Annotated in this window: 8 protein-coding genes; all 8 read right to left on the reverse strand. The window is 70.8% G+C overall.

The features are described from left to right. Positions 1-198: 198 nt before the first annotated feature. Positions 199-957, reverse strand: a complete 759-nt coding sequence (locus H6726_32090; GenBank protein MCB9662324.1) for a nuclear transport factor 2 family protein — start codon at positions 955-957, stop codon at positions 199-201. Next, positions 954-1,316 (reverse strand): TraR/DksA C4-type zinc finger protein, encoded by a 363-nt coding sequence (locus tag H6726_32095; GenBank protein MCB9662325.1) that lies wholly within the window; start codon positions 1,314-1,316, stop codon positions 954-956. The genes H6726_32090 and H6726_32095 overlap by 4 nt, the downstream gene beginning before the upstream one ends. A gap of 94 nt (positions 1,317-1,410) precedes the next feature. Then, positions 1,411-4,176 carry a VWA domain-containing protein gene (locus H6726_32100; GenBank protein ID MCB9662326.1) on the reverse strand — a complete coding sequence of 922 codons (2,766 nt, stop codon included), beginning with the start codon at positions 4,174-4,176 and terminating at the stop codon, positions 1,411-1,413. After that, entirely contained in the window at positions 4,173-6,080 is a 1,908-nt protein-coding gene (locus H6726_32105; GenBank protein MCB9662327.1) for a VWA domain-containing protein, read from the reverse strand. Before H6726_32105 ends, H6726_32100 begins: the two co-directional genes overlap by 4 nt. Further along, positions 6,080-6,877, reverse strand: coding sequence for a DUF58 domain-containing protein (locus H6726_32110; protein ID MCB9662328.1), 798 nt, complete (start codon positions 6,875-6,877; stop codon positions 6,080-6,082). The genes H6726_32105 and H6726_32110 overlap by 1 nt, the downstream gene beginning before the upstream one ends. A 190-nt stretch (positions 6,878-7,067) precedes the next feature. After that, positions 7,068-8,066 carry a MoxR family ATPase gene (locus H6726_32115; GenBank protein ID MCB9662329.1) on the reverse strand — a complete coding sequence of 333 codons (999 nt, stop codon included), beginning with the start codon at positions 8,064-8,066 and terminating at the stop codon, positions 7,068-7,070. Beyond that, entirely contained in the window at positions 8,063-10,165 is a 2,103-nt protein-coding gene (locus H6726_32120; GenBank protein ID MCB9662330.1) for a hypothetical protein, read from the reverse strand. Before H6726_32120 ends, H6726_32115 begins: the two co-directional genes overlap by 4 nt. Positions 10,166-10,568: 403 nt before the next feature. Beyond that, complete coding sequence (locus tag H6726_32125) at positions 10,569-11,834, reverse strand: molybdopterin molybdotransferase MoeA (GenBank protein MCB9662331.1); 1,266 nt, start codon at positions 11,832-11,834, stop codon at positions 10,569-10,571.

Raw genomic sequence — 11,834 nt, forward strand, 5'->3', positions numbered from 1 at the left:
TGCGGAGAACAGCGTCGCGAATAAAGCGAGGGTGAGGAGGGTTTGGAAGAGCGGTGTGCTTGGCTTACGCATAGGTGCGCCTCTCAAAAAGCGAACGACCCCGCCACTGTACCAGTGTTGCGCTGGTTTGTAACGATCCCCTTTCCAATGCGACGCGTTTTGGCACCGGGTGCCAAAATTGGCGCTGGCGGCACCTGATCAGCGTTCGTGTCGGTTGCCCCGGCCCCAGAAGGCCCGCATGGAGCTGAAAAGTCCGTCGTCATCGAACCGCATCACGTCGATGACCTCCAGCGCCAGCGATCGTCCCCCGAGATCGAGCTCGACGCGGAACGGCACGGCCGCCACCCCCGGCGACACGACTGGGGGGCCGAGCAGCTGCGTCCCGGTGATAGCGGCCAGACCGCTCTCGTAGAATTTCTCCACGGCGGCGCGGCCGGCGTGGATCGGGGTGCCGACGGGGTCCTCCACATCGCACGCCGATCCGAAGAGCTGGAGCACGGCCTGTGCGTCGCCTCTCCCCACGTGCTCCACGTAGCGCTGGAGCGCGTCCGCCTCCGAGCCGCTCTGAGGCGCAGCGGCGCCCACACCGCCTACCGTGAGCCACGTCCCGACACGGCCTGTCGCGTCCACGTCGATGACGTCGATGCGCGCCGCGCGGGATCCATCACTGGTCTCAGCCGCATCGGCGAGCCCCTCTTGGCAGACGTACGCGACCTCCGTGCCGCGCGTCACGCGGAGCGGCCCTTCCTGCGTGAGACGAGTCGCCCTCTTGCCCAGCGACGCGAGGATGGCTTCACGGCCCTTGGCCTCGCTCCCATCAGGCTGACGCCAGACCGCGTCCGCTCGGAGCGCGTCGGCGACCCTGGCGAGGTCGTGAGAGTCGAGGGCGGCCACGAAGCGGGCGGCGACGAGCGCGCGATCGACCGCCTGGGCGCTCCCCGAGCCCGGCGAGCTCACGTGAAGTCTCGCTCTTGACGCTCCTGGTCTTCCTTGCAGCGGATACACAGCTCGGTCTCGGGGCGGGCCTCGAGGCGCTTGACCGAGATCGGTTCTTCGCACTCGACGCACATGCCGTACTCGTCCGTGTCCATCTTCTTCAGCGCGACGTCGATCTTCTGGAGCAGGACGCGCTCACGGCCGCGCAGACGGAGCGTGAACGACTGCATGTACTCGCTGCTGGCCAGATCCATCTCGTCGGGGAGCTCGTTCACGTCGAGCGCCATGTCGTTCTCCATGGTCTCCCGGGCGCGACGGATGACGCTCTCGCGCTTCTCTTCGAGGATCTTGCGCAGGCGGTTGATTTCGCTCTTCTTCATCGTGATCGGCTCCGAGGAGTGGGGCGGTTGCGGGCCCCACCCTCTATGGGCCGGGCCAGCGGGACCAGCGATGGTAACCATGGCGAAACGCGAGTCAAGCGCGGCGGAAGTCTCGATCGAAGAGGCGAACGCGCCGCAGCAACAAGTCTAGCAAGAAGAGCGCGAGCGCGGCGAACAGCAGCTTGGGCCACAGCTCTTCGTGCGACCGAATCGTTTCGTCGCCAGCGTCGAAGAGCGCCTCGATCGTGTCGAGAGCACCACCGCCCGTGACGCCCGTCGCGCGGTCGAGCAGGGCGCGGTTGGGCTCGAAGCTGAGGTACTCGCGCGGGTAGGGGTTGGCCAGCTGCGCGGTGCTCTCCGCCACGGGTCGGCCCTGCCGCTCGTGCTGCGCGGTGAGCATGAACGAGCCGTAGCGCTCGAGCGGGAAGCGCGCCTCGTAGAGACCGGGCGCGGTCTGCCGCAGGGCGTGGGTTTCGCGCACGCGCGCTTGAGGGTCGTCCACGCCAGCGCGCGCTGCAGGGGCCCCCATCGGGCCCTCGACGGTGAGCACGGAGTCGAGGTCGTTCATGAAGCGATCCGCCGTGTCGATGGCATCGACGGTCACGCGCACCTCGCCGTCCAGCACCTCGGCGGTCATGTCGAGGGTCTCGCGGCGGCGTTGGCGCATGTGCTCACGGACGAGCTGGGTCCAGAAGCGCGAATACTGAGGCCAACGCAGCCACTCCACGGCCCAGCGGTTCTTCACGTCGCTGGTCCAGGCCATCGACCACCCGAGGCCCACGCGCCAGCGCGCCAGGATGGGCTCGCCGAGATCGCTCTGCAGGATGACCTGCGCCGGCGTGGGCTTGCGGCGTGTGGCGACGTAGCCGTGCAGGAAGGGCGCCGTGCGGATGTCGATGCCGCGCAGGAAGTCCGCGTTCTGCACCACCATGGGCTGGAAGTACTCTTCGACGGCGGCCGAGCGCGCCACGGTCGTGGTCTCGCGCATGAAGATGCGCGGCACGTTGTGGGGGTCGTTGGTGAAGTAGCTGCGGCCCCCGCCGAGCGAGGCCACGCTCTCGAGCAGCACGCGGTTCACGTCCGAGCCGAGGCCGACGGTGGTGACCGTGATGCCCTCGGCGCGCATCACCTGGGTGAGCTCCGCGATGCCGCTCTCGGGAGCCTGTCCGTCGGTCAGCAGGATGACGTGCTTCACGCGCGCACGGGTGACGGCCAGATCCTGGTAGGCCATGTCGAGCGCCGGGAAGATCTGGGTCCCGCCGCGCGCCGTCATGCGGCTGATGTCGCGCACGATGCGCAGCCGGTTGCGCGCGCTCTGCATGCGCACGATGCGCTCGGGCGTCGAGTCGAAGCCCACGACGGCGATGTAGTCGTCGGCGCCCAGCATCTCGGCGGTGGCGCGCGCGGCCTCCTTGGCCAGCTCCATCTTCTGGCCGCTCATCGAGCCGCTCCGGTCGATGACCAACGCCAACGCGAGCGAGGGCTGGTTGCGCCGTCGCTCGGCGTCCATGCGCACAGGCAACATGCGCTCCATGCGCGACCCCTGCCAGCCGCCGAGGCCGAAGCCGCTCTCGCCGCCAGCCATGATGAAGCCGCCGCCCTGGTCGCGCACGTAGCGCTCGATGGCGTCCATCTGGCTCATGGACACCTCGTCGGCAGACACGTCCGACAGCACGAAGAAGTCGAAGCGCTCCAGCTCTTGCGGGCTGGTGGGGATGGAGCGCGGGGAGCGCACGTCCACGTCGAAGTCACCCGCGGCGAGCGCCCGGCTGAGGTAGTTGGCACGCCCCGCCGCGCCCTCCACGTACAGCACGGTGGGCTTGCCGGGGACCACCGCGGTGGTCTCGAAGCGGTTGTTGGCCGGGAAGCGGTCGTCGCCCCGTGGTTGGAGCTCGAAGCGGTATGTGACCGGGCCCGCGACGCGCACCACCGACTGGAACTCGATTTCGTTGTCCCCCGGGGTGAGCGTGACATCCCGCACGGAGTCGAGCCCGTTGAGCGTCTCGCCCTGGTACAGGCGCACACGTGCCTCGGCTTCGTAGTTCGAGAACACCCGCGCGCGCACCGGGAACGGGTCGCCCACGCGTAGCTGGTCCGGCACGCTCACCTCGCGTACGGCGACCTCGTGGGGGGCGCCCTGGGTGTACACGTGGTGGTAGAGGCGCACGTCGAAGTCGTGCGCGCGGCTGGCCTCGGCCAGCAGGTCGCCCTCGGTCTGCCCGCCATCCGTCAGCAGGACGGCGCGGCGCAGGTGCCCAGGCGGGAAGAGGCCGTAGGCCAGCTGCAGCGCGGCGGCGAGGTTCGAGCCCGCCCCCGCGTCTTGGTGCGTCGCGTCGGTGTGGCGCTCGAGGGTCTCGGGCAGCTCCGTCGCCTCACGCGCCAACGGCACGACCCGCGCGTGCTGCGCGAACGTGATCAGCTGGACGTCGTTCTCGCCACGCGCGGACAAGGCGGCCTGCGCCTTTTCGCGCGCTTCGGCGATGGCCTCGTCTGTGACGGAGTCCGACACGTCCACCAGGAACACCGTGCTGATGCGCGCGCTGTCGGTGGTGCGCGAGAGGCGCGCCAGGGCCAGCACCAAGGTGGCCATCAGCGCCGCGCGCAAGAGCACACCCAGCCACTTCTGCAGCGGCGGCAGGTCCGCGAGGGAGCGCGTGGCCACCCACCCCAGCAGGGGGATCAGGCTGAGGGCCACCAGCGCGCGCGACGCAAGAAACTCGTAGCGCTCGCCGCGCATCTCCCACGTCAGGTCGTGGTGCCACACCTGCTGGGCGATGTACGCGGCGGCCAGGCCGACGAGCACGAGCGCGAAAGCCAGCACGCCCCAGTTCATGGAACTGCTGCTGCGAGGCCGGCTCATACCGTGTACCTCCGGTGGTACGAGAACCACTCGAGGCCCAGCACGACGAGCACCGCGGCCAGCAGGTAGAGCCACAGCTCACGCCGCACGCCCGCGGCGCCCGCGCTGACCTCACCGGCGGTGGTGGGCCCGACGGACAGCGCCTCGGCGGGGGCAATCTCGCTCTCGTCGCCGGGCCCCACGTTCACGGCGAACGCGTCCTCCGTCACGGCGCCCTCCGCCCCCGCGGTGCGGATGGTGTAGATGCCCGCGCGCGACCCGGCGAACAGGGCGCGTCCCTCCACGATGGGCACCACGAACTCCCGTTCGTCCGGCGCGACGATGGTGGCCTGCGTGGCCCCCGCTGGGACGGGGATGTGCCACGTGTCGCCCGTGTAGTAGCTGGAGACGTAGCGGGCGTCCTCTTGCACGAACCAGTCGATGGTGTTGAGCAGGAACAGCGGCCACGCGACGCGCAGCACCAGGTCGCTCTGGCGAGGGTCGAAGTTGAGCGCCACGAAGCGCTGGCCAGCGCGGCGCCCCTCGACCATCAGGGGCAGCGAGTCCGTGCCAGCCACCACGCGGTCACCGCGCTCGGTGCGCACGCGCAGGGCTGACGCGATGTTCACGTCGGTCAGCGCCGTCCAGCGCACGAGGGGGTGACGCCGCTCCACGCGCTCGATGGTCGGCGCGGCCACCTCCTCCACGATCTCGAACGGCCCCGTCACGCCCTCGTCGGGCTTGGGGTAGAGGTAGAGCGCGGCCGTCTCGGGCGGGGAGGGCGGCACCCACGCGTCGAACAGGACGACGTCGAAGCGGCCCTCCGGTGGATACATGTCCGGGGTGACCTCGACCACGTCGAGGTACTCGTCCAGCACGAGCGCGGCCTGCAGGTAGAGGTTGCCTCGCGAGACGAGCAACACGCGCGCGCGGCGCCGCTCGGGCAGGCGGGCGTAGGCGTGGTCGTCCGCGGCCAGGTGGTCGAGCCCCTCGCGCGTGACCAGGCGGGCCTCCAATGTGCGGTCGACGCCCGACACGTTGCGGAAGGTGCGCCGCAAGCGCTCGGTGGGACCCAGCGAGAGCGTCTGCACGTCGACGGGCTCTCCGTCGCCGATGAGCTGCAGCTCCACCTGACGGGCCTCGTCGGTGGGGTTCCACAGCTCCACCAGCACCTCGCTCTGGCTCTTGTCGAGCGGATAGCGGCGCACCGCGAAGGCCGAGAGCCCCACGTTGTCGTCCGTGCGACCCACGCGCACCCAGCTCAGCCGGATGTCCGCCTCGCGCAGCTCTTCGGCCATGGTGGCGGAGGCCGACAACCCGCCGTCCGTGATGACCACCACCTCGGCCCGGGGTTGGCCGCGCAGCACGTCCAGCGCCAGGTGCAGCCCGGGGCGCAGCTGGGCGCCCAAGTGCGTGGTGCTCAGGGAGTCGATGGCGTCGCGCAGCACGCGCGCGTCGGTGGTGAGCGGCGAGAGGGGCGTCGCGGTCTGGTCCAGCTGCGCGATCTGCAAACGGTCGGCGGGCCCGAGCCCGTCGATCAAGCGTCGCAGCTCGGCCTCGGCGGCCTCGAAGCGCGAGGGCTCGACATCGGTGGCGGACATGGACGCGCTCGCGTCCACCAACACCAAGAGCGAGCGCCCCTGGGCCGTGGCACCGGCGTAGCGGGGGTCGCCCAGCGCGAACGCCAACAGCGCGATGATGCACAGGGCCAGCAGCAGCGAGAGCCAGCGCTTGAGCTGCGAGAACAGGCGCGTGGTCTGCTTCTCGGCGAGGATGTCCTCCCACAGCCGGACGAACGGCACCTCGACGCGCCGGCGCCGCAGCTTGAGCAGGTAGAGGATGACCGCGCCCAGGCCGAAGCCCCCCAGCACCATGAGCACCTGGGAGAGGGTGAGCCCCGTGAGTGTGAGCCCCGTGCCGCCCATCAGCCCAGCAAGCCTCCGCGGCGGAGCACGCCCAGCACCGCCTCGTCGAAGGGGGTGCTGGTCTCGATGGCCTGGTAGGCCACGTGCTTCTGGGTGCAGAAGTCCTCGATGCGTTTGCGGTAGGCCGCGTGCGCCTCGGCGTACTTCTCGAGCAGGCGCGGCGTGATGGTCACCTCGCGGTGCTCGCCCGTCTCGCGGTCCACCAGGCGCACGTCGCCGTTGAGCTCGGGGCGCACCTCGGCCGGGTCGAAGACCTGCAGCACGAAGGGCTCGAACTTGGCGAAGCGCAGCTGGTTGATGCCCGCCTCGAAGCCCGCCGGGTCGTACAGGTCGCTGATCAGGATGGCGACCCCGCGGCGCTTGTTCTGTGCCGCGAAGGTGCGCAGCGCGTCGCCCATGTGGGTCTCGCCCTTCGCCTGCACGTCGCGCAGGAAGTCGAAGACCTTGAAGATGCGGTTCTTGCCGCGCGTGGGCGCGAGTCGGGCGCTCATGCCCGCGTCGAACGTGAGCACGGACACGCGGTCCAGGTTGGCCAGCGCCACGTAGGCGAAGGCCGCTGCGAGCTGCTTGGCGTAGGTGAGCTTCGGTGGGTCGCCCATGCCCATGGAGCGTGAGGCGTCCACCAGCACGTACACCGAGAGGTCTTCCTCTTCCTCGAACAGGCGCAGCAGCAGGCGCCCGGTGCGCTGGTAGACGTTCCAGTCCAGGTAGCGGAAGTCGTCACCCGGCACGTACTCGCGGTGGTCCGCGAACTCGATGCCCGCGCCAGTCTTCTTGGAGCGGCGCTCGGCGCGCATGCGCCCGTTGTAGATGCGGCGTGACACGATCGCGAGGTACTCCAAGCGGCGCTGGAACTCCTCGTCGAAGAGCTCCGCGTCGCCGCTCGGGGCCTTGCGCGCGCGGGCCTTCGCGCCCGTCTTGGACGCGGACACCGCGCTCGCGCCGCCGCCGGACACTCGCTGTCGGAACCAGCTCAGCACGCTGGGGCTACTTCGCCGTCTCGGGCACGGACTTGAGGATGTCGTCGAGCACCTGGTCGGTGCGCACGCCCTCGGCCTCACCCTCGAAGTTGAGGATCATGCGGTGGCGCAGCGCCGGCTTCGCCGCCCAACGCACGTCGTCGATGCTGGCGCTGAAGCGACCGTCGAACAGCGCGCGGATCTTGGCGGCCAGCAAGGTGGCCTGCACGCCGCGAGGGCTGGCGCCGAAACGCACGAAGCGGGCGACGCTGTCCGGGGAGCCGGGGCGCCCGGGGTGCGTCGCTTCCAGCACGCGGATGGCGTAGTCCTGCACGTGGCGGGCGACCGCGACGTCGCGCACCACCTTGCGCATCTTCAAGATGGTCTCGCGGTCGAGCACGGGCTTGACCTCGGGGCTCTCGGCGCCCGTGGTGCGGTCGAGGATGGCGTGCAGCTCGTCGCGCGAGGGGAACTCCACCTGCAGCTTGAACAGGAAGCGGTCCAGCTGCGCCTCGGGCAGCGGGTAGGTGCCCTCCATCTCGAGGGGGTTCTGCGTGGCGAGCACGAAGTAGGGCTGCTCCATCTTGTAGGTGTGGCCACCCACCGTGACCGAGTGCTCCTGCATGACCTCGAGCAGCGCGCTTTGGGTCTTGGGCGTCGCGCGGTTGACCTCGTCGGCCAGCACGATGTTGGCGAAGATGGGCCCCTTGCGGAACTCGAGGCTCTGCTTGCCGTGCGCGTCCTCGGAGAGGACGGTGGTGCCGAGGATGTCCGCCGGCATGAGGTCGGGCGTGAACTGGATGCGCGAGAACTCGAGCCGCATGGACTCGGCCAGGGTGCGCACCAGCATGGTCTTGCCCAAGCCCGGCACGCCCTCCAGCAGCGCCTGGCCACCGGCCAGAAGGCAGGTCAACACGCCGTCCACGATGTCGTCCTGACCGACGATCATCTTGCCGATCTCGGCCTTCACCCGCTGCACGTCGCGCCCGAAGGTCTCGACGGTCTCGGCTGGGGTGTCCTTGCTCATGGGGTCGTCTCCTGCGCGCCTGCTGCGCCAGCGCTGGGGGCGTCCGCCGCGTCGCGCGGCCGGATCAGTTGGAAGTAGCGTCGCACGTAGAAGCGGTAGCCGGGCGGGACTTCGTCGCGCTCGAGCACCTCTTCGGCGTGGTTGGAGTAGTCGGTGTGAACGGAGCGGTAGCCGCGCCCCACGAAGCCGCGCTCGGCCGCGCCCAGGATGACCTCGCTGCGCGAGGGGCCGTCGCCGTGCTGCCCCTCGACGCGCGAGTCGCGCGTGTTCCCGTTGAGCCGCGTGGGGTCGTCGCTGAGCATCTCGCCGCCGCTCTCGGACCCCGCGCCAGGGCCCATGCCACCGCCTTGGCCCTGGCCCTCGCTCTCCCCTTGGCCCTGGCCCTCGCCCATCCCGGGGAGCTCGAGCGTGGCGTTGCCGCCGCCCTGGCCGGACGGGTCGAGCGTGAGCTCCATGTCGCCCTGACCCTGGCCCTGGCCTTGACCTTGGCCCGAGCCGCCCGGCTGACCGCCCTGACCTTGGCCCTGGCCCTGACCTTGGCCCTGACCTTGGCCCTGACCTTGGCCCTGGCCCTGACCCTGCTGGCCCTGGCCCTGACCAGGCCCTTGACCCCCTTGGCCCTGGCCCTGGCCCTGCTGGCCTTGGCCCTGACCCTGGCCCTGGCCCTGCTGACCCTGACCCTGCTGCCCATCGCCGGGCATGCGGATGCGCACCTGCTGCCCGCCTTCGCCAGCCGCGCCCAGCCGGAAGCGCTGCATCATCCCCTCGCGCCCCTGGCCCTGACCTTGTTGGCCCTGCTGACCTTGCTGGCCCTGCTGGCCCTGGTCGCCGTTCTGCTGCTGTTGCTCACGCGCCCGGCGGATCATCTCGCGCAGCTGCTCCATCTGGCGCTGCAGCTCGCGGCGCTGCTCTTCGCTCATCTGCTCGCGCGCCATGCGGTTGAGGTCCTCGGCCATCTGCTGCATGCGCTGCGCCGCCTCGTCGCGGGCGTTGCGGTTGAGGTCCTGCGCGGCCTGGTCCATCTCGCGCCGCAGCCGGTCCAGCTGACGGCGACGCTCCTCCATGGCCGCCTGGTCGCGCTGCAAGGTCTCCAGCTCGCGCTGGCGCCGACGGAGCAGGCTCTCCTCTTGTTCGTCCAGCCCCTGCTCGCGCTGGCGCTGCAGCAGGCTCTCCATCTCTTCACGCTGCTCGTCGAGGCGGCGCTCCAGCTCCTCGCGGTCGCGCTGGCTGTTGTCGCGGGCCGCACGCTCCATGGCCTGGCGCAGGCGCTCCAGCTCGCTGCGGGAGATGCTCTCGGTGCTCACGCGTTCGGCCAGCTGCTGCATGGCGTCTGCCGCGGCCTCCGCGTTGGCTTCGCGCATGGCCTCCGAGGCAGCCTCCGTAAGCCCCTGGCGTGGCAGCTCGTTGCCGAGCTCCCGCAGCGCGTCGTCCAGCGCTTCGGCCTCCATGGGCCGCGCCTCCGCCAACCTGGTCTCCAGCTCGCGCAGCTCGCGTAGGGCCTCGGTGCGGTCCAGGTCACGGTCGGCGAGGCGCTCCAACACGTCGTTGAAGTCGCGCGCCGCGTCGCGCAGCGCTTCGTCGGTGTCGGGGTCGTCCAACATGGGACGCAGCGCGCTCTCGAAGGCGTCCAAGTCGTCCGGGTGGACCAGCATCGCGTTCTGTTGCGTGATGGGCGGAGCGGGCGCGCGTCCGAGCACCTCGAGCTGCGCGACGACCAGCACGACCATGGCGAGAGCCAGGCCCACGGGCCAGTCCTGCGGGACGCGCAGCGGCATGGCGCGGGCGGGCTCCAGAGTTTGTCCACGCTGGGAGGCGTCCGCGATGGCGGCGTCCATGAACGCGCTGCGCTCCGCGTCGGGGAGGGCCGAGAACTCGAGGGCGCTCGCGACCCGGCTGTCGAGCGCGTGGGCGCGATCCAAGAGCTGCGCCGCATGCAGGGGGGGGACCGGCCGGAGGGCGCCCAAGAGCGCACCCAGCACGGGGAGCACCGCGCACCCCAGCAGCCAAGGCAGCGCGTCTGCGTGCGTCATCGCGTGCGTCTTCACACCCGCGATGACCAGCGCCGCTCCCGCGAGCCCCACCACCACGAAGAGCGTCATGGTTTCCATGGCACGCCGGGTGCGGACACGGCGTCGCACGGCCGCCACCGCCCGGGCCAGTTCGGCCGGGAGTGTGGCGCTCATCGCACGTCCCTCGCGCGCGTCCATGGGGCCGACGAGACCTCGGGGCCGGGGGCTGGACTGGGAGGCGGCGCGAACGGGCGTGGCATGCTGAGTGGACCGTGCCGGGCGGGGAAAGTTCCCTGGGGGCGGAGCGGAAGGGCACTATAGCCCACCGCGCACCGCTTGATCCGATGAACGCGCGGGCGCGCGAGATCTTCCCCATGGACGCTCGGGGTCGACAGGCGCGCGCAGGTGCGCATCCCCTCGAGCGGGGAGGAACGCATGCGGTGCGGTATGGAGGAGGCCAGCAGGGCGAGCGCGCGCCGACGAGCGCGTCGGCTCAGCCCATCGCAAGAGGGAAGGGCGTGCGCGCCACGCCTGGCACGTCGAACAGCGGCAGGCATTGCACGAGCGCCCCCGCCGGGACGGTTTCCTCTCCGGCGGGGATGCGGGCCAGCACGTCCACCCCCGCGAGCGCGGGCAAGGCCCCCGAGCCTCGCCGCGCCACGGGGACACAGCCCAGCCCGCTCGGGGACGTGGCGTCTTCCGTCAGCCGCGCTCGCAGCAGCTCGTCGCGTCCACGGGTGGCCTTGACCGCACTCGCGAGCTTGGCCGCGAGGTGTCGACGGTGGGGGCGGGGGTCTCCGGCGAGCACGCGCAGCAGGGGGCGCACCAGGACCTCGAAGGTGACGAACGCGCTGACGGGGTTCCCTGGCAGGCCGGCGACCGCGCTGCCGTGTGGAGCGCGTCCGAACGCGAAGGGCTTGCCTGGTTTGATGGCGACCTTCCAGAAGTCCATGGAGACACCCGCAGCGCCGAGCGCGTCACGCATCAGGTCGTGGTCTCCGACGGACACGCCGCCGGTGGAGATCACCAGGTCGGACGTCGCGCACGCTTCGCGCACGCTCGCCGTCAGCGTCGGGAGGGTGTCCGAGACGATCGGGCGCACGTCTGGAGTACCCCCTGCGTCCAGCACCAGCGCCTCCAGCATGTACGCGTTCGAGTTGACGATGCTCCCCGGGCGCTCGGGCTCGTCGAGGCGACGGAGCTCGTCCCCCGTGGAGAGGATGGCGACGCGTGGACGCCGGTAGACCTCCACCTCCCCGATGCCCTGGCTGGCCAACAGCCCGATGTCTCCCGCGCGGAGCCGCGCGCCACGGGGGAGCAGGATGCCGCCGACCGCGACGTCTTCGCCGCGCTGACGCACGTTCTGCCCCTGGCGTGCCGGATCGCGAAACACCGCCACGTGTCCTTCATGCTGCACGTCCTCCTGCAGGACGACGCTGTCGCTCCCTTCGGGAAGGGGCGCTCCCGTGAAGATGCGTATGGTGGCGCCTGGCGGGCACGTCGGGACCAGAGCACCACCCGCGCGGCTCTCGCCCTCCACAGGCAACGTGACCGGGCTGACGTGCGTGGCCCCGATGAGCGCGTCGGCCCGCACGGCGAAGCCATCCATGGCGCTGTTCGTGAACGGGGGGCTGTCCACCCGCGCGGTGAGGTCGATGGCGAGCAAGCGCTCCAGCGCCCGGCCGAGGCTCACGCGCTCCGTCGCGAGGGGGGCGGCACCGGCGAGGACACGCGAGATTGCGTCGCCTAGGGTCAGCAC

This window comes from Sandaracinaceae bacterium, assembly GCA_020633055.1.
In the GTDB taxonomy this organism is placed as follows: Bacteria; Myxococcota_A; Polyangia; order Polyangiales; family Houyiibacteriaceae; genus JADJJE01.